Origin of the sequence: Pseudoalteromonas sp. SS15, from assembly GCF_049257195.1 — a bacterium.
Taxonomy (GTDB): domain Bacteria; phylum Pseudomonadota; class Gammaproteobacteria; order Enterobacterales; family Alteromonadaceae; genus Pseudoalteromonas.
This window is the reverse complement of record NZ_JBMMUD010000006.1, coordinates 46,962-63,603: the sequence shown is the minus strand read 5'-3', so window position 1 is coordinate 63,603 and position 16,642 is coordinate 46,962. Positions and strand designations below refer to the sequence as shown.

Genomic DNA, 16,642 nt, shown 5'->3' with positions numbered 1-16,642 from the left:
CGACTTATCTTCGTCAAAGACTTCTGATTACTTTAAAAAAATGCATCAATAAATTGAACTTAAGCCCAGCCTCGACTACACATAAGAGTACGATAATAAGTTTAATTTTCCCATGGCTGAAATCATACTTCCTGAAAATGAGATCATAGTTTCAAAAACTGATACACACAGTCATATTACTTATTGCAATAAGCTCTTCATTGAAATTTCAGGCTACACAGAACAAGAACTACTAGGCCAACCTCATAATATTATTCGCCATCCAGATATGCCTAAAGCCGTTTACTTATCGCTTTGGAACACCATTGGCGCTGAAGATGAATTCTTTGGATTGGTGAAAAACCGCTGCAAAAATGGCGACTTCTACTGGGCATTTGCCAACATCACAGCAAGTTACGACGTAAACGGTCAAGTAATGGGGTATTACTCCGTAAGACGAAAACCTAGCCCGGCACTCATTCAACTTATTGAACCGATTTATTCTCATATGCTAGAAGTTGAAGCTAAAACATCAAACAAACAAGATGCAATGCAATCTTCTTGGCAATTCCTAGAATCACAACTAGATGGGCTTGGAGAAGATTATGTGGCAACACTTCTACAATTTAATCAAAAAGCCAACTAACTTGGTGTCACTGGTACTAATATGTATTTTAGTTATTAGTATTTACCAAAAAACCGGCGAAATTATTTGGTTAATAACACCAGTCGTATGGCTAAGCCTGGCGCTACTTTTCAATAACAAAAAAAAGCCAAGCCATGATGATCCCTTATACCAAACTATACTCGATGCAAGTCGCGCATTTTCTGATGGCAACCTCGAAGTGAGGATCACAGGCATTTCTGAGCACTCCAATTACAGTGAGCTAGCGTGGAATCTCAATGCCGCAATTGACCAAGTAGAAGCGTCAATGCGTGAAATGCAAGCCTGCTTTAAAGCAGCAAATGATTCGCGTTTTTACCGTAAAACACTGCAACAAGGTCTAAAACCCGGTTTTCATGCAAACTTGTCTATTATCGACAAGTCGATTGAGTCTATGAAAGTCTCACATTGGCGAGCACAAAAAGATCATACATTGAGCGAGCTTTCTAACAATAAAGCTGACAATTTAATTGATAACCTCAGCGCCACACAAAGAGATCTGAATAAAATAGCAAAAGACATGACCAATATTCAGACCTTGTCTCAGGACTCTTTAAATATCACCATGTATAACAATGAAAATGTGGGTGTACTGTTCAACACCATAGAGTCATTCGCGTCCCAAACACACGAGTTATCGGATACTACCGTTGAATTATCAACGGCGGGTAAACAAATTACCGAAATGGTCAGCACCATAGTAAAAGTAGCAGATCAAACCAACTTGCTTGCTCTCAATGCAGCGATAGAAGCAGCAAGGGCTGGTGAACATGGCAGAGGGTTTTCAGTTGTCGCTGATGAAGTAAAAAATCTTGCAGAAACCACTAAAGAAACAGCAAGCAGTATAGGCGAAATTGCCGAACGATTTGCCACCGCATTAAATAGTGTGCTTGAAAACTCACAACATATGGCAACCGCCTCGACCGAATCAAAAGGCTTAATAGAGTCTTTTGGTGGGGGCTTTGAGAGCGTTATGCGAGCGTCACAAGAAGTATTTGAGTTAGTTTCTAATGTGCATGCAATTTGTAATGTCACCTTAACTAAAGTTGATCATACTTTATATATGCAAAGAGCCTATTGGGCTGTAGAGCGCAACGAAGCACATGGTGACAATGCACAGTCTATTCTCGTTGACCATCATAACTGCCGCTTTGGACAATGGTATCATCAAGGTGAAGGGCAACAAGAGTACTCCCACTTACCCTGCTACGCGCAAATTAATACGCCACACAAAGCGGTTCATGAGCATGTTCACAATGCCATTGCACTGCTTAACACCGATTGGCAAACAAACCTAGAATTTCAAACTCATATTCAGCAAGAATTCGCAAATGCAGAAGCGGCCAGCAAGCAGCTCGTCAATCTAATGGACGAACTCGCTGAGCAGAAAAAGCATTTTGAATCAACCAGCGGTAGCGGTGATAGCGAAATAGACTTGTTCTAGCATGGTTCATCTAAGGTTAAGTTTAAAGCGTTTAATAATATGGAATTGCCTCATTTACTCTATAAATTAATGACTTAGCGATATTATTCTTACGAAAGCCTATAGCACAACAGTCATAACAACGCTCAAAATCAGGAAAGCCTATGCTCAGGACAGCAGTATTACTCTCAACTTTGTTCAGTTTCTCTACTCTCGCATATGATAATAATTTTGACGAAACGCTTGCTTGTTATAGCTCTGATTCAAACCCCGGAATAGCTGTCAGGTTAGAACAATCTGGAAAGGTGATTTACAGCGGTGTAGCTGGTCTTGCAAATATACAAAATAAACAACAACTCAAACTTGATGACGTTTTTCAAATTGGTTCAGTATCAAAACAATTTACTGCTGCAGCCATTTTACAGCTTGCTGAGCGCGATAAATTAAAGTTGTCGAATACACTTGGAGATTTCATTGAAGGCCTGCCAAAAGACTACTCACAAGTCACCATTGAACGTGTACTTAGCCATACTTCAGGTTTACCAAACTATAACAATGACCCGAGAATTAGAAATATTTGGCACCAAGAAAGAAGTCTTGAGGGGATCATAAAAGAGATCACAAAACAGTCTGTCATAGCGAGCTCCGGCGAGTTGTTTAACTACTCCAACACAGGTTATGTATTGCTTGGCAAAGTCATTGAAGTCGCTTCGGGTTTAACATACGCTGACTATCTCAAAACGCATATTTTCAAGCCTATACAAATGAATAGCTCATACGTCATAGAACGCGGTGAAGGCAATACAGGTATAACAGGCTATACCAGCGCTAATGATACACCTTTCAAAGTAGACAGAAGCTGGGTGCATGCATCTGGCGCGATTGCTTCCACGCTTGAAGATATGGGTCGCTGGCATCAAGCACTCATTAATGGCAGAGTCATTTCGAAGGCAAGTTATCAACTGATGATTACCCCTGCGCTTTTAAATAATGGCGAAACTTCGCCTTATGGGTTTGGCCTCTATAATTACCCCATTAGCGGCAAAATGACCATTAACCACGAAGGCTGGATCCCTGGATTCATGACTTGGTCTATTTACCTGTCTGAAAACGACCTATATGCCGTGGCATTTAGCAATAATGATGCTAAGCACCCTGGTCCATTAGTGCTAGATATGATTGCAAAACAATTAAACTTATCCCCCTCGCCAATTACTTATACTAATACAGGTTTCGCTGAAGACTTAGTGGGAAAGTATCAATTTACTGACCAACGCATTATGACTATCTCACAAGAAAATAATCTGTTTTTTGCTCAAATAAATAACGAACCTAAGCAACGTCTAACCTTAAGAGCAGATAAAGCATTTTCATTTAAATGTACCGAAAACTACTATAAACTGAAGAAAACCAATGAAGCAATAACATTGACGCCCGTTAGCCTTTATCGGGGTGAAGGTCAGTCTTTGCGAAAAATACTTTAAGGACATCCAAATGAAAATTATAAAAATAACATTGCTTGCAGTCTTACTGACTTATTCATTCACTTCAATCGCAAACTCAGAGGCGGAAGTTGAGGCTGCAAAACTAATGAAAGTCATGGATATGGACAAGGTCATGAATGACTCAATGTCTAATATGGTAGACATACAAATTCAGCAACAACCTACTCTGGCTCCTTTCAAATCAGTAATGATGAAGTTTTTCCAAAAACATATGAGCTGGGAAAGTTTAGAGTTCGAGTTCATATATATTTATTCGCAGGCGTTTACTGCTCAAGAATTAAAAGAATTAACGGCTTTTTACGAAACACCGACAGGTAAAAAAACCATAGAGAAAATGCCTCAACTTATGGCTCAAGGTGCGCAGATTGGCGCTGCACGTGTTCAGGAGAATATGCCAGAATTGCAAGCTATGATAAAAGAAGAAGCTGAGAGACTAAAGCAACTATCAGAGCAACAAAATTAACCAACATACGGAGTGGTCATTAGTTGGATATCTGTAGGAAAGAAAAGAAAAGATAAGGAAAACAATGAATAAAGAATTATTAGTGCATTATCTAACAATTGGTTTGACTGCAGCTATGCTTGTCTTCGGACTGGACGTCTACAATCAAGAAGTGACTCTTACAGTACAATATGGTTTAACTTACTGTATATCAGCACTTGTTGGAACTGTTCTAGCAGCTTTGTATTTCAGTTTAGTTGGCCATAGGTTCTACAAACATCAATTCTTAGCAACTTTGATCCCTTGCATACTATTTGCTTTATTGGCAATTAAGCTCGATCCTGTAATCTCAATACCGCTTCATGACATTACTATAATAATAACTTCATTATTGATTATTTCTAGTTCGTTTGAGAAACGAAAGAATTAATTCAAACAAGCAAAAAAGATGAGAAGGTGACTTACACCTTCTCAATACTCAACAATACTTCACCCACTTTAAAACCAAACTTAATAATCTCTGTACGATTAATTAAGCGGTTTTCATCGACCAAATACATCCAATCGTCGAGGGTAACCACTAAAGGTTCGCCTTTATATTGAATTTCTAAGTCATATCGCCAGTACAAGGCATTTCCACGTGCCTGACCGTTTGCTTGACCAATTACATCATTCGCAGTGCCCGTATACACTCCATCAGCGGTTTTTGTTATTAGCCAAGTGCGCGTGTCTTTTTCACCGTCATCATAAACAAACCACTCATCTAACTTGCCTTTTAGCTGACCATTTTCTTGCTGCCAAGTGCCGATCAACTTCACGGTAAAACTGCGCTGAAATGCACCACTTCTATCGAGCACCACACCATGAGCTTTTAGCTCACCTTGAAAAAACTTCTCCAATTTAAGCTCTGGTGTTTTACCGACGTAATCATCAATATGATTGCTTGAACATCCAACTACAAACATGAATCCTAAGATGAGTGTTAGCACTCTGATCATTTTTTCTCTCCAATAAGTTGCGCACGCAGTTTAGGCTCCGAGGTTTTTTCACTGAGCCAAATCGCGAGAAAGGCTTTGCCAAATTGCGGATCTGTCATGCTGCCTATTTTGCGCGTTGCATCATAAAAATCTGACACGCCATCGGGGTGAACAAGTATCGTCAGTTGGCTGCCTTCTTTGATATCGGGCCAGATCTGCTCAAGTTGTGTTGCCCAATTTGGTATGGCTTCATTTTCATAACCAATATGAACCCATTGATCTAACGTGGCTTCTATCAAGTCTTCTTTGTCTATGTCTCTGAGGTAAGTGATTTTCAGCGCGATTGGAGATGTATCGCTTTGATAGCTTGGTGTCTGTCCGAACAGCTCTGCTTTATACAGATCCCAAAACATCACAGACATTTGACCCTCACCGTATTTTGTAAGGTCTTGTGCCGGAGAGGCAAAACTGTTTAAAGAAAATAAAAAACAAATTAAAAAAATCACACGCATGACGTGTTCCTGTTGATTTAGCTTAACTTGTAATACGGTCTGTTATTTAAAAAGATCAGCAGTGGCATGATTAACGCCCAACCAAGGGCATAAATAAATAAGAATTGTGTCTGCGCAACGCCCATACCCAACGCACCAAATTTAACCGCGGCAAAGTAACTTAGCGGGCCAAAAATGCCACCGATTAACGCGTTAATAAATACATTTAGTTTATTCATCCAATCAAAAGAATAATTAAGACTAAGCACAAACATCAGCCAAAGTAAACATAACCAAGCCGGAAAGAAGCCTTCATTGAAGGTTAAAATGCCCAACTTAAACATCAAAAAATCAAACGCTATGCCGACAGAGGCAATCGGCAACAGCTTGAAATCTCGGGATCGATGCTTAAATACTGCGAAGTGCAGTGCAATTAAGGGCAATAAAAGCCAGCTTGCATATTCGGTTAACAAAGCACAGGTAAACCATACAAGCTGGAATAGGAAGAAGTTAATAACGGCAAATTTGTTCATCTTTATCGTTTCGATAATTAGGCTTACGAAGCACTAAATGATGAGTGCTAATCACACGCTCTAAAAACGCGCCTTCACAGTACGCCAAATAGAAATGCCATAATCGTTTAAACTGCTCGTCGAAGCCAAACTCGGTAAGCGCTTGCCAATTTGCATCAAAGCCTTTACGCCAATCTGCTAGTGTTCTTGCGTAGTGCAAACCGATATCTTGAATATTATCGAGCATCATGTTGGTTTGCTCGGCAACGTGTTTGCTCATAACTGCAATAGATGGCAGGCAACCACCTGGGAAGATATAGCGCTGAATAAAGTCAACGTTAGTACGGTAATGATCGTAACGCGAATCTAAAATGGTAATGGCTTGAATAAGCATTAAGCCGTCATCTTTAAGCAGGCTATTACACTTAGCGAAAAATTCCGCCATAAATTCATGACCAACGGCTTCAATCATTTCAATTGAAACTAGCTTATCGTATTTACCTTCGAGTAAGCGGTAGTCTTTTTTAAGCAAAGTGATCTTATCTTCAAGCCCCTTGGCTTTTACTTTCTCAACCGCAAATTCGTATTGTGCATCTGAAATTGTCGTTGTAGTCACCTGACAACCATAGTTTTCAGCAGCGAATATTGCCAAGCCGCCCCAACCAGTGCCAATTTCAATTAAATGGTCTGTCGGCTTTAAATCGAGCTTGTCGCAGATTGTTTTAAGCTTGTTAAGTTGCGCTTCATGTAGTTCGGTTGCCGTTTCGTTATAAATGGCACTTGAGTACATCATAGTGCTGTCTAAGAACCGAGTGTACAGCTCATTGCCAAGGTCGTAATGCGCCAAGATATTATTTTTTGAACCGCTTTGGGTATTGGCATTTTTCCGATGAAAAATCTTATTTTTCAGTTGGGTAAACCACGCGCCCTGCTTCTCTATTTCATCAAGTTGTTCTTGGCAACGGGCAAATACTTGGATAACTTCGGTTAAGTTTGGTGTCGTCCATTTTTTCGCGATGTAGGCTTCTGCAGCTGCTATGCTGCCCCCTTTTACGAAGTCGACATACATAGACGTATCTTGCACGATGATCTTGCCGCATAGCTTAGCGTCCACATTACCCAAACGAGTTATTTGTCCTGCTTCTTCTATTTCTAAACTGGCTTTTTGTAATTTATCGAGTAACGAAATAACTAGGTTACGACATTTATTCTCAAACCAAGAAAGTTGCTCTAGATTCGTTGTTGCGGTGACATTGGTAGATGACTGTTCCATTATTAACCTCTAGTCTCAGGGTGCGCAATAAACGGGATACGTTTGGCAAACAATTTAGCAGCTTGCCAATAAATGCCAGCGACTACTTTAATTGGCATTAGCGGCGCCGACAGCCAAGCTTTGAACAAACTGCTTTTTGTTATTTCACACTTTTTCATCGCAAGCGTGGCATCAAATTGCTTATGGTCTTTATGATTTTCAATATGAACCAAAACCTGCTCTGCTGGTGGCTTTACCCGCCAATGGTATTGCATGTCTAAGTCCATAAAAGGAGATACATGAAAATCTTTTTGAGTTTTCATATCGCCTTGTAAATCGACCAAATAGTAATGACGCTCAAGCCAAGGTGTATTGCTTACCTCAACCAGCATGTAGCGACACTCACCGTCATTTTGATAACAAAAATAAAAGTTTGCAGGGCTAAAATAAAAACCGAAACATCGACACTGGCCCATTAACGTGACTTTTTCGCCATCCCATTTCCCACCCAATTGGGAAACTTTACTTGCTATACGTTGTTTTAAATTACCCGGTTCATTTTTTACATAATCAGCTTGAAAAAAACTCATAGGCGCAAATTTTTTCAAACTAAATACTGAATGAGTTGCTGCTAATTCTTCAACTTCATCTAAGTCTAGCGCGAGTTGCGTCATAGTGTAGTTAAACTCATGACTTTTCGGACTAAAACGTCTGTGTCTAACTTGGCCCTGATAAATCGCGCTATTCATAACTACAGCTCACACTCAAATCGTTTACATACGTCTAATGCTGAACGCACACCATCTTCGTGGAAGCCGTTATACCAGTATGCACCACAAAAGTGGGTGCGATTTTTACCACAGATATCAGAGCGACGCTGTTGCGCTGCCATACTTTGCTTGTTAAACACCGGATGGTGATAGGTAAATTCTCTTAATATTTTAGACTTATCTATGATGGCCGTTTGATTCAATGTCACACAGAAGGTGGTGTTACTTTGCAGACCCTGCAATATATTCATATTGTAGGTCACCGCGGCTGGGCGCATATTGGTATTGTCTAAACGGTAGTTCCAGCTAGCCCAAGCAAGTGGGCGCTTTGGCAGCATGTTGGTATCGGTATGAAGCACCACTTGGTTTTCACTGTAAGGTATAGCGCCAAGTACTTGCTGCTCTTGTTCGTTCGCATCTGCCAATAATGCAAGTGCTTGATCTGAATGGCATGCAAATACCACTTCATCAAATAATTCTTCACTGCCATCGGCGAGCTTTACCACAACACTATCTTCGTTACGTGTTACAGAGCTTATATCACTATTGAGACAAATCTTGTCTGCAAACTCACGCGTTAATGGCTTCACGTATTCACGAGAGCCGCCTTTAATCACATGCCACTGCGGGCGGTCGCTGATGTTTAACAAACCATGGTTATAGAAAAACTGCACAAAGAAACGGAGTTCAAAGTCGCGCATTTCTTGTAAGCTGGTTGACCAAATAGCAGCACCCATTGGCAAAATATAGTGCTGGCTAAAATAGTCTGAAAAATGCTGTTCGTCTAAAAAATCACCCAGTGTTAAATGAGGGGCAATTTGCTGAGCATGTAACGCTTTACAGGCCTTGTTGAAACGTAAAATTTCTCTAATTAGCCCCCAAAATTTAGGGTTCAAAATGTTTCGGCGCTGCGCAAATAACGAATTTAAGTTATTGCCATTGTACTCTAAGCCCGATTGAACATTATGGACACTAAAACTCATCTCAGTGTCTTTATAGTCAACGCCAATTTGGCTAAGCAGTTTTAAAAAGTTTGGATAGGTTTTGTTATTACAAACAATAAAGCCGGTATCAATAGCATACTCTTTACCATCGACCTCGACATCAACAGTGGCCGTATGACCACCAATATAATCGTTCTTTTCAAATAACTTGATATCATATTTTTTCGATAACAAGTAAGCGCAGGTTAAACCAGAAATACCACTACCTATGATGGCAATTTTCTTCATGTTTTTATCATCCTTTTAGCGAGCGGACGCCAGAGACTAAAGGGTAAAAGAGATAAGACTTTAAGCGTCCACGTAAAGCCTTTAGGAAAATGAATATCAAATGTGCCTTTGTTCATGCCTTTGAAAATGGCTTTGGCTGCATCATCGGCTTCAATAATGCCAGGCATATCGAAGTCGTTTTTATCGGTAAGCGGTGTTTTTACAAAGCCAGGATGAATGACACTGATGCCAATCTCTTGTGGCTCTAGGTCTACACTGAGGGTTTTAGCTAAATACGTAATGCCCGCTTTTGATGCGCCATAGGCTTCAGCGCGCGTCAGTGGTACATAGGCGGCACTTGAACTCATCAAACCAACCTGACCACCAAACTTCATTTGCTTTAACCAAGCTTCTAAACAATAACCCACGGCAATTAAGTTAGTTTGAATGACTCGCTCAAACAATGCGCCATCGAACTGTTTAGGGTTATCTATATACTCACAAGTACCCGCATTTAGAATTAAATGGTCAATAGCTAAGTCTTTTGGCAAGGCACTTTTAAGTGCGTTTTTGTCATTTAAATCGAAAATACACGGTGTGATGTTTGCTGATTTCTCACTTAACGCATCTAACTTTGCTTGATTTCTTCCACACGCATATACCGCGAACCCTTGCTGCGCATACTCAAGCGCCAAGGCTTCGCCAATGCCCGAAGAAGCGCCTGTAATGACGACTACCTTAGAGTGACTACTCATGCTGCAGTCCTGCGTTTGATTAAGTTAATCACAGTGCCAAACACGGGCAGGTGCTGATAGATCATTTCACCTGCATCAAAATAGTCACGGTGGTAAACAACCTTGCCATTTTCAAATTCAAGGTAAGTGTTACCATTCACTTTAAGCGGTTGCCCTTGTTTTATCTTTTTGTGCGAAAAGGTCATCACCCAATACACGCTGGCTTTGTTGTCTTGCTCAAATGAGGTGTGAATATCAAATTGGCCTTGGTTCAGGTTTTCATACATGTTTGCAAAATAGTCGGTAAGCGCAGGCAAACCTTCTATTCTGTGAAGCGGATCTTCAAACACAATATTGTCACCGTAGACTTCGCCGAGTAGTCCAAGATTCGACTTGTCTAGTTGGTTATACAGCTTCAAAAAATCTGATATCAGGGCATTATTCGACATATTTAAGATAACTCACTCTTGTAATATTCTAGTGCCTGATTTCTTGCTTCTTTCAAATCTACAATCGCATCGGGATACACATCACTTTGACCTGTTGCAGCCAAATAAGCTTGCGGTGCGTGAATATGTTTGGTCGGCACATTTTCTAATTCTGGTAAATACTTACGGATAAAATCGCCGTTGGGATCAAACTTCTCACTCTGTGTGAGTGGGTTAAAGATCCTAAAATATGGCTGTGCATCACACCCTGTGCCCGCCGCCCATTGCCACCCACCATTATTTGCGGCCAAATCACCATCTATAAGGTGCTGCATAAAAAACGCTTCGCCTTTGCGCCAATCCACCAGCAAATGCTTAGTTAAGAAGCTGGCAACTATCATGCGTAAACGGTTGTGCATCCAACCGGTTTGTTTAAGCTGTTTCATTGCAGCATCAACAATTGGAAATCCAGTTTGGGCGTTGCACCAAAGTTCAAATTTTGCTTGATGATCTGGCCAAGTGAAGCCGTGGAACTTTTCTTGAAAATCTTTGTTTTTACTTAAACTTGGGAACGCATCTAAAAGGTGGCGATAAAACTCTCGCCAGATCAACTCATTCAACCAGCTAAATTGTGGCGCTTTCATATCTTCGAGCACATTTGGCATATGATTAATCAGCTCAATGAAAACTCGTTTTGGACTAATAGCACCGATGGCTAGGTAAGGTGATAAACCACTGGTTGCTTTTAAATCAGGCCTGTCTCTGTATAGCTCATAGTCATCGTGCTTTTCAGCTAAAAAGCGCGGCAATACTTGTCTGAGTGTCGTGTCTGCCAACGGCCATTTAGACGACTCAACTTTTGGGTAACCGAAACTAAACTTGTGCTCATCAAACTCAACATCAACTGCCGCTAGATTGCCTAAATAGCTTTGATCGAAGCCACTTTGCTTAACCGCTTGCAGCCAGGCCTTTTTAAACGGCGTGTAGACCTTGAACATTTCGCCTTGTTTGTTGCGCACAGAGCCTTTCGGCAACATCACATCGGCTTCGAAAAGGTTAAGCTCAATACGTGCTGCTACTTGCTTATCTCTGTCTACTTCGTCTATTTCTAGCTGGCTATTTGCGAACACTCGCGTGATTTGATGCTCAGAGCAAAAGCTCAACAATTGCTCGATTTGGCTATTAAAATCGCTGCCGTTTATGACAGTCAGCTCAACACCTTGAGCGTTAAGCTGTTGTTCAAACCATGCCAAGTGACGTGCCATAAAATCGACCTGAATAGGCGAGACATTATGGCGTTGCCAAGTATGAGGAGTAGAAATAAAAATTGCCTGTTTGCATCCTTGCGATAGGGCTTGAATTAATGCGGGGTTGTCGTCGAGTCTAAAGTCTTTCCTTATCCAATAAAGGGCACTCATTATAGGCTATACCTTAGTTTTAAATCTGCAGGATATGGGTTTAAATAGGCTTGCTTTGACAGATACTCGTTCGGGTAATCACGCAAGTAATGATTAATCAAAGTCAAAGGTACTAGTAGTGGTACTAGGCCTTGACGATACGCCATGACTTGTTCCGTTAACTCTTCTTTCTTAGTTTTGTCGAGTACTTTTTTGAAGTAACCCTGTAAGTGCTGCAAGGTATTCGTATGGTTACGACGTGAAGCTGGTTTTTTCAATGCAGACATCAACATCGAAATGTATTGCTCAGAAAGTTCTTCCAGTGGCGCTTTCGACTGCCCTAGCATATTGCCGATTTTGCGGTACATTTCGAGGTTATGGCTCATCACCAAATATTTGTTTTGGCTGTGGAACTCGATCAATTTGTGTTTGGTTAAACCAGACGCCAACAGCTCTTGCCATTTTTTGTAAGTGTATACGCGCATCACAAAATTTTCTCGTAACACGGCATCGTTTAAGCGACCATTTTCCTCACAAGGTAAATTTGGGTGTGCGTCTAGAATTTGTTTGGCGAACAAGCCAACGCCATTGTGCTCACAGCCTTTACCATGTTCGTAATAAACCTTTACACGTTCCATGCCACAGCTAGGGCTGCCTTTCATAAACACAAAACCACTCAAATGGTCGATTCGTGACGCCACTTTTTGACCAAACTCAGTCATTTTTTCTGTGACATCCATTGAGCCATCAGGTCGCGAAACCGCAATCACATCATCATATTTGATTTGTCTAATAGTTGGTCTTGGAATAGGCAAACCGACCGCCACTTCAGGGCAGAACTTTTCATATTCAACATGTTTGCCTAACTGATTCATACAGAAATCAGATTTTTTATGGCTCTTGTCAAAGCGGACCTGATCGCCCGTTAGACAAGCACTAATACCAATTTTTATTGGCGAAGAAAATTCAGGATTAAACTCATTCATAGCTATCTCCTAGTAAATAAACTTACCTATTGGATTAAGCAATTTGCTAAGTCCTTGAGTAAAGTGAAGCGAGTCACTAGATACAGTTAAGCACAAACACCCTTCTTTAGTAAAAGGCGTGTGGGTATTTTTACCATCAAGCCAAATGAAATCACCACGTTTGTAAGTACCCATTTCGTCTTCAAAACTGCCATCAACTAACAAAGTTATTTCAAAGCCATTGTGTGTATGATTAGGCACAGACCCTTCAGCGTCTATGTGTAACAGGCTCATGCGTAGATCACCATCTTCCAGCTCGATGCGTGAGCGAGATAATTTGCCTAGATTCATCCAGTTAGAACGCTCTAGGTTGCATAGAACCTGTGGTAAGCAATATGGCGTATCTGCTACTTTCACTTCTTGAGGCTCTGGCTCGACAAATTCATCAATACTGGTGTCTTCTGTTACGTCATCAATAAAAGCATCAAAGTCGAACTGTATTTCTGATTCTTCAAAAGCAAACGCATCTGTATCAAAACAATTTTCAGCCGCTTTAGCTGTCAACTCTGTGATCTGATGTTGGCACTTAGGACACATCTCTAAGTGCGCTGCAATCATGACACTCACAGAAGCTGGTAATTCCCCAGCCACATAGCTTTCGAGCAGTTCTAATTTAGGGTGGTACTTAATCATAGTCTGCTCCTATGTGTTGTTTGAGTTTAGTCAGTGCGAGTCTTAAACGTGATTTCACAGTACCAAGCGGAATATTAAGTTGCTTTGACAACTGCTCTTGTGAAAGCTCTTGGAAATAAACGCCATGAACAACCTGTTTCTGATTTTCAGGCAGCTTATTAAGGTATTGCGCAAGTTGCTTGTCCATTAAGTGATCGGCAAACATGTGGTCATCACTGTTTTGTGCTTCAGCCAATGGCCATATCTCTTCACTGATGGTGTCTTCTTGGTTAGATTGAATTTTACGTAACATATCAAAACTGATATTACGCATAACCGTGTAAATCCAAGTTGTCGCTGCACCTTTCTCTATGTTGTAGAGATGTGCTTTGCGCCACACATTGGTCATGGTTTCTTGTAAAAGCTCATTCGCCATTACAGGGTTATTGAATTGTTTGCGCCCAAAACCAATGATTTTTGGAGAAAACCATTTGAATAAATTAGCAAAGGCACGTCTATCACGCTCTTGAGCCACGCTGATTAACCAAGATGACAACATCTTGCCATCTACTTCAGCAGGCATAGTTTGAGACTGTTTTGTTGTGCTCATCGAAGGATGGGAATTCCTATTTTCTGTGCTCACCATGACTAAACCCATTAATTGCATTTCGTATTACATACGTTTAAAAACAGATTCGGATCACTTAGATTGGTTAGTTTTATTAATTGTAGGACACTCTACAAATTTAACCTAACATTATGGTGTGTAAGAAGTTTTGCGCTTTATCAAAACTGTATTGATCAACAAACACTTCTTTTTGCTCCATAGACAATGGAAGCAGTTCTAAATAACGTGCACAAACCCAATTTGGATTATCAAACTTCGGCGATGGGTAAAGGCTTTGAATGTCTGGGTGTAAAGAGAATATCTCTTCTAGTTTATCGGCTAACGCAATGTGATTTTCACTTGCACTTGCTTGAGCCCAGTGCGGGAAAGGCTCGCAATTGGCAAAGCGCAAATTGTCTTCGTCAAAGTAAATATCACTAAGCTTTACGAGCGATTTTGCTTTTACATCAATATGCAGCATGCCTTTTTCTTCAAAGAAATCGATTATGTCAACCCAAGCCGCCCATTCAGATACTTCAAACTCGGCATCTGGCTTGTAAATGGTGAGTGCAAAGCCTTGCTCTTTGGTTGCAATAGATACCAGTTTTTTATATCTCGGCTCGAAAATACGAAGGCGTGTTACTCCTTCAGGAAGCAAAAATACAGGAAGCGGAAAAACGGGTAATTGCATAAATAAGACCTAAAAACTCTACATGGCAGTTTTTACGTCAAAGCGTATAAAAAAGATCGATTAAGTTTTCACATCTTTTTTATCACTTTATTTGCTTGCTTGTTTTGCCTTTTAAACAGTTAGAATCTATAAATAAAAATAGCTTTAAAATACGGGATTATTTATGTCACTCCATCAACTCATCTATCTCAGCAAAGCGAGTCGACAGCTCGACAGCGTAGACTTTTTAAAACTTTTAAAAGTGGCACGCGAAAACAACATCAATCTTCGTGTAACAGGCAGTTTGTTTTATAACGGCGGCTGGTTTTTACAGGTTTTAGAAGGTGATTTGCCCATAATTCAAGACTTATATAGAAAAATTGAAAACGATGACAGACACATGCAGGCCAAGGTACTTTATCTCGAACCTGCTACCAGTCGTACTTTTTCTCGCTGGACCATGAATATGATCAACCTTGATGAGGAGCATGATAGTAAATACCATGTTTTACGTGATTTGCTCGATGCAGCTGTCAAAGGCAATATGATTGATGGGTTAAGTGCCCCAGTGAAGCTCTTAAAAGTCTTTTCTGACGATAACCTGTTTGGTATTCGTTAATATCTAAATGTTAAACCTACACTGAGCAACTGCGCCTGTTTTGTCTTCGCGGTTGCTCAACGTTAGTTTTGCACCTTGTTGTTCAATCATGTTTCTACACAAATTAAGACCAATGCCTTTACCTTGCACTTTGGTGGTATAAAACGGCACAAATAAATTGTCGGTATTTTGAATACCCGACCCCGAGTCTTTTATTTCAATCACAACTTGCCTACCCTGCTCATACGCATTTAACTCAATAAGTTGTTGTGATTTACTCGCTTCAATGGCGTTTTTCACTAAATTAACCAGCACTTGCTCAAGCAATACTCTATCAGCAAGCACATAAAGCGCATCACATTTAACCTCTATGGGATAATCAAACAAATTACTCACCGACTGCAATAATGGCGCAATCTCGCATTGCTCAATATGAACATCGAATTGTTTGCTTAAATTCGCATAGCGATTTACAAATTGCATTAAGCCATCACTGCGTTCAACTATAACTTGTAAAGCCGGGTCTAAATTCGCAAAGTCATCATTACCTTTAAGCATATCTTGCAGTGTTTGCGCTAACGACTTGATGGGTGACAACGAATTATTGATTTCATGGCTCAATACGCGGGTCATTTTCTGCCAAGCTAATTGCTCTGTGTGATACACCACCTGCTCAATGTTAGTTAGTACCAACAACTGATAACTTTGCTCTTGCATGGTGAATTGGCTATGACGTAACTGCCATTTTGCAATAAGAGACTCATCACTTAATTGCCATTTATTTTCGGCTAACGTAAAGCCAAAATCATCCGCGTTTGTATGCCTGAGGGTCTGCCATGGCTGCTTGCGCCAATTAGAAAAAGCCTCATTGGCATGATGTAATTTATGTTCTTTATTTAAAATTACTATTGGCGTTGCCAGCTGTTCAATCAGCCTGAGTACTAACACCGCTTGTTGGTCATATTGCGATTTTCTGCTCTGTAAGTCTGCCGACATGGTGGTGATTTCATCTGCTAAGAGTTTAACTGCACCTTGATTAAATTTAGGGTTGGCGCGCAGTGAATAGTCTTCATTTCTTATCGCTTCTAGGACTGCTGAAAAGCGGTAATAAGGGTTGAGTAAAGCACGCCTTACATACCAACATAACAGCGCAAACGGGCAAAGAAATAATACCAATACGGTACAAACTACTAAGATACTTGCTGAGCTATACCAAAGAATAAAGCCTATTAACCCCGATAAAACCAGCAAGCAACTGCCAATAAACAGTGTCAGGATGCTTTCGATGGAGCGCAACTCTAGTCGCTCTGTGATCTTGTTTATTAGTTTGAACATGTGCTGGCTC

20 protein-coding genes are annotated in these 16,642 nt (G+C 40.5%); 6 read left to right on the top strand and 14 right to left on the bottom strand.

Going from position 1 to position 16,642, the window contains the following annotated elements:
- Positions 1 to 112 precede the first annotated feature (112 nt).
- The 5 genes from AAEU28_RS13460 to AAEU28_RS13440 all read left to right on the top strand — a co-directional run bounded on the left by AAEU28_RS13460 (position 113) and on the right by AAEU28_RS13440 (position 4,443).
- Positions 113 to 625, top strand: coding sequence for a PAS domain-containing protein (locus AAEU28_RS13460; protein ID WP_421964598.1), 513 nt, complete (start codon positions 113 to 115; stop codon positions 623 to 625).
- The gene (locus AAEU28_RS13455; protein ID WP_421964597.1) at positions 585 to 2,087 is read left to right on the top strand and encodes a methyl-accepting chemotaxis protein; all 1,503 of its coding nucleotides are present in this window, start codon (positions 585 to 587) and stop codon (positions 2,085 to 2,087) included. The genes AAEU28_RS13460 and AAEU28_RS13455 overlap by 41 nt, the downstream gene beginning before the upstream one ends.
- Positions 2,088 to 2,230: 143 nt before the next feature.
- Positions 2,231 to 3,550: a serine hydrolase domain-containing protein gene (locus tag AAEU28_RS13450; RefSeq protein WP_421964596.1), complete on the top strand. Its 1,320-nt coding sequence runs from the start codon at positions 2,231 to 2,233 to the stop codon at positions 3,548 to 3,550.
- A gap of 10 nt (positions 3,551 to 3,560) precedes the next feature.
- Positions 3,561 to 4,034 carry a DUF2059 domain-containing protein gene (locus AAEU28_RS13445; RefSeq protein WP_421964595.1) on the top strand — a complete coding sequence of 158 codons (474 nt, stop codon included), beginning with the start codon at positions 3,561 to 3,563 and terminating at the stop codon, positions 4,032 to 4,034.
- A 64-nt stretch (positions 4,035 to 4,098) separates the two neighbouring features.
- On the top strand, positions 4,099 to 4,443 hold the full coding sequence (locus AAEU28_RS13440) for a hypothetical protein (protein ID WP_421964594.1): 345 nt from the start codon (positions 4,099 to 4,101) through the stop codon (positions 4,441 to 4,443).
- Positions 4,444 to 4,474: 31 nt separating this feature from the next.
- Here AAEU28_RS13440 and AAEU28_RS13435 read toward each other — a convergent pair whose 3' ends face one another.
- From AAEU28_RS13435 to AAEU28_RS13375, 13 genes are all read right to left on the bottom strand, one after another.
- The gene (locus AAEU28_RS13435) at positions 4,475 to 5,011 is read right to left on the bottom strand and encodes a DUF3833 domain-containing protein (RefSeq protein WP_421964593.1); all 537 of its coding nucleotides are present in this window, start codon (positions 5,009 to 5,011) and stop codon (positions 4,475 to 4,477) included.
- Complete coding sequence (locus tag AAEU28_RS13430) at positions 5,008 to 5,502, bottom strand: chalcone isomerase family protein (RefSeq protein ID WP_421964592.1); 495 nt, start codon at positions 5,500 to 5,502, stop codon at positions 5,008 to 5,010. The genes AAEU28_RS13435 and AAEU28_RS13430 overlap by 4 nt, the downstream gene beginning before the upstream one ends.
- A 17-nt stretch (positions 5,503 to 5,519) precedes the next feature.
- Positions 5,520 to 6,014: a DUF2878 domain-containing protein gene (locus AAEU28_RS13425; protein ID WP_421964591.1), complete on the bottom strand. Its 495-nt coding sequence runs from the start codon at positions 6,012 to 6,014 to the stop codon at positions 5,520 to 5,522.
- On the bottom strand, positions 5,992 to 7,266 hold the full coding sequence (locus AAEU28_RS13420) for a class I SAM-dependent methyltransferase (protein ID WP_421964590.1): 1,275 nt from the start codon (positions 7,264 to 7,266) through the stop codon (positions 5,992 to 5,994). Before AAEU28_RS13420 ends, AAEU28_RS13425 begins: the two co-directional genes overlap by 23 nt.
- Before the next feature lie 2 nt (positions 7,267 to 7,268).
- Positions 7,269 to 7,994, bottom strand: coding sequence for a DUF1365 domain-containing protein (locus tag AAEU28_RS13415; RefSeq protein ID WP_421964589.1), 726 nt, complete (start codon positions 7,992 to 7,994; stop codon positions 7,269 to 7,271).
- Positions 7,995 to 7,996: 2 nt separating this feature from the next.
- On the bottom strand, positions 7,997 to 9,247 hold the full coding sequence (locus AAEU28_RS13410; RefSeq protein WP_421964588.1) for an NAD(P)/FAD-dependent oxidoreductase: 1,251 nt from the start codon (positions 9,245 to 9,247) through the stop codon (positions 7,997 to 7,999).
- Positions 9,244 to 9,981 carry an SDR family NAD(P)-dependent oxidoreductase gene (locus AAEU28_RS13405; protein ID WP_421964587.1) on the bottom strand — a complete coding sequence of 246 codons (738 nt, stop codon included), beginning with the start codon at positions 9,979 to 9,981 and terminating at the stop codon, positions 9,244 to 9,246. Before AAEU28_RS13405 ends, AAEU28_RS13410 begins: the two co-directional genes overlap by 4 nt.
- Positions 9,978 to 10,409, bottom strand: coding sequence for a nuclear transport factor 2 family protein (locus tag AAEU28_RS13400; RefSeq protein WP_421964586.1), 432 nt, complete (start codon positions 10,407 to 10,409; stop codon positions 9,978 to 9,980). Before AAEU28_RS13400 ends, AAEU28_RS13405 begins: the two co-directional genes overlap by 4 nt.
- A gap of 2 nt (positions 10,410 to 10,411) precedes the next feature.
- Positions 10,412 to 11,806, bottom strand: a complete 1,395-nt coding sequence (gene phrB / locus AAEU28_RS13395) for a deoxyribodipyrimidine photo-lyase (protein WP_421964585.1) — start codon at positions 11,804 to 11,806, stop codon at positions 10,412 to 10,414.
- Positions 11,806 to 12,771, bottom strand: coding sequence for a YbgA family protein (locus AAEU28_RS13390; RefSeq protein WP_421964584.1), 966 nt, complete (start codon positions 12,769 to 12,771; stop codon positions 11,806 to 11,808). Before AAEU28_RS13390 ends, phrB begins: the two co-directional genes overlap by 1 nt.
- A 9-nt stretch (positions 12,772 to 12,780) precedes the next feature.
- Entirely contained in the window at positions 12,781 to 13,443 is a 663-nt protein-coding gene (locus AAEU28_RS13385; protein WP_421964583.1) for a ChrR family anti-sigma-E factor, read from the bottom strand.
- Positions 13,436 to 14,032, bottom strand: a complete 597-nt coding sequence (locus tag AAEU28_RS13380) for a sigma-70 family RNA polymerase sigma factor (RefSeq protein ID WP_421964582.1) — start codon at positions 14,030 to 14,032, stop codon at positions 13,436 to 13,438. The genes AAEU28_RS13385 and AAEU28_RS13380 overlap by 8 nt, the downstream gene beginning before the upstream one ends.
- 136 nt (positions 14,033 to 14,168) lie before the next feature.
- Complete coding sequence (locus AAEU28_RS13375; protein ID WP_421964581.1) at positions 14,169 to 14,720, bottom strand: LON peptidase substrate-binding domain-containing protein; 552 nt, start codon at positions 14,718 to 14,720, stop codon at positions 14,169 to 14,171.
- Positions 14,721 to 14,883: 163 nt separating this feature from the next.
- Between AAEU28_RS13375 and AAEU28_RS13370 the strand changes: the two genes are divergently transcribed.
- Complete coding sequence (locus AAEU28_RS13370) at positions 14,884 to 15,318, top strand: BLUF domain-containing protein (protein ID WP_421964580.1); 435 nt, start codon at positions 14,884 to 14,886, stop codon at positions 15,316 to 15,318.
- 3 nt (positions 15,319 to 15,321) lie between these two features.
- On the opposite strand, the gene AAEU28_RS13365 is transcribed toward AAEU28_RS13370, so the two are convergent.
- Positions 15,322 to 16,632 (bottom strand): sensor histidine kinase, encoded by a 1,311-nt coding sequence (locus tag AAEU28_RS13365; protein WP_421964579.1) that lies wholly within the window; start codon positions 16,630 to 16,632, stop codon positions 15,322 to 15,324.
- Between the last annotated feature and the right edge of the window lie 10 nt (positions 16,633 to 16,642).

Bases quoted from the DNA above. Each gene is read 5' to 3' on its own strand.
- AAEU28_RS13460 (WP_421964598.1), top strand. From the start codon at position 113: ATGGCTGAAATCATACTTCCTGAAAATGAGATCATAGTTTCAAAAACT.
- AAEU28_RS13455 (WP_421964597.1), top strand. From the start codon at position 585: ATGTGGCAACACTTCTACAATTTAATCAAAAAGCCAACTAACTTGGTG.
- AAEU28_RS13450 (WP_421964596.1), top strand. From the start codon at position 2,231: ATGCTCAGGACAGCAGTATTACTCTCAACTTTGTTCAGTTTCTCTACT.
- AAEU28_RS13445 (WP_421964595.1), top strand. From the start codon at position 3,561: ATGAAAATTATAAAAATAACATTGCTTGCAGTCTTACTGACTTATTCA.
- AAEU28_RS13440 (WP_421964594.1), top strand. From the start codon at position 4,099: ATGAATAAAGAATTATTAGTGCATTATCTAACAATTGGTTTGACTGCA.
- AAEU28_RS13435 (WP_421964593.1), bottom strand. From the start codon at position 5,011: ATGATCAGAGTGCTAACACTCATCTTAGGATTCATGTTTGTAGTTGGA.
- AAEU28_RS13430 (WP_421964592.1), bottom strand. From the start codon at position 5,502: ATGCGTGTGATTTTTTTAATTTGTTTTTTATTTTCTTTAAACAGTTTT.
- AAEU28_RS13425 (WP_421964591.1), bottom strand. From the start codon at position 6,014: ATGAACAAATTTGCCGTTATTAACTTCTTCCTATTCCAGCTTGTATGG.
- AAEU28_RS13420 (WP_421964590.1), bottom strand. From the start codon at position 7,266: ATGGAACAGTCATCTACCAATGTCACCGCAACAACGAATCTAGAGCAA.
- AAEU28_RS13415 (WP_421964589.1), bottom strand. From the start codon at position 7,994: ATGAATAGCGCGATTTATCAGGGCCAAGTTAGACACAGACGTTTTAGT.
- AAEU28_RS13410 (WP_421964588.1), bottom strand. From the start codon at position 9,247: ATGAAGAAAATTGCCATCATAGGTAGTGGTATTTCTGGTTTAACCTGC.
- AAEU28_RS13405 (WP_421964587.1), bottom strand. From the start codon at position 9,981: ATGAGTAGTCACTCTAAGGTAGTCGTCATTACAGGCGCTTCTTCGGGC.
- AAEU28_RS13400 (WP_421964586.1), bottom strand. From the start codon at position 10,409: ATGTCGAATAATGCCCTGATATCAGATTTTTTGAAGCTGTATAACCAA.
- phrB (WP_421964585.1), bottom strand. From the start codon at position 11,806: ATGAGTGCCCTTTATTGGATAAGGAAAGACTTTAGACTCGACGACAAC.
- AAEU28_RS13390 (WP_421964584.1), bottom strand. From the start codon at position 12,771: ATGAATGAGTTTAATCCTGAATTTTCTTCGCCAATAAAAATTGGTATT.
- AAEU28_RS13385 (WP_421964583.1), bottom strand. From the start codon at position 13,443: ATGATTAAGTACCACCCTAAATTAGAACTGCTCGAAAGCTATGTGGCT.
- AAEU28_RS13380 (WP_421964582.1), bottom strand. From the start codon at position 14,032: ATGAGCACAACAAAACAGTCTCAAACTATGCCTGCTGAAGTAGATGGC.
- AAEU28_RS13375 (WP_421964581.1), bottom strand. From the start codon at position 14,720: ATGCAATTACCCGTTTTTCCGCTTCCTGTATTTTTGCTTCCTGAAGGA.
- AAEU28_RS13370 (WP_421964580.1), top strand. From the start codon at position 14,884: ATGTCACTCCATCAACTCATCTATCTCAGCAAAGCGAGTCGACAGCTC.
- AAEU28_RS13365 (WP_421964579.1), bottom strand. From the start codon at position 16,632: ATGTTCAAACTAATAAACAAGATCACAGAGCGACTAGAGTTGCGCTCC.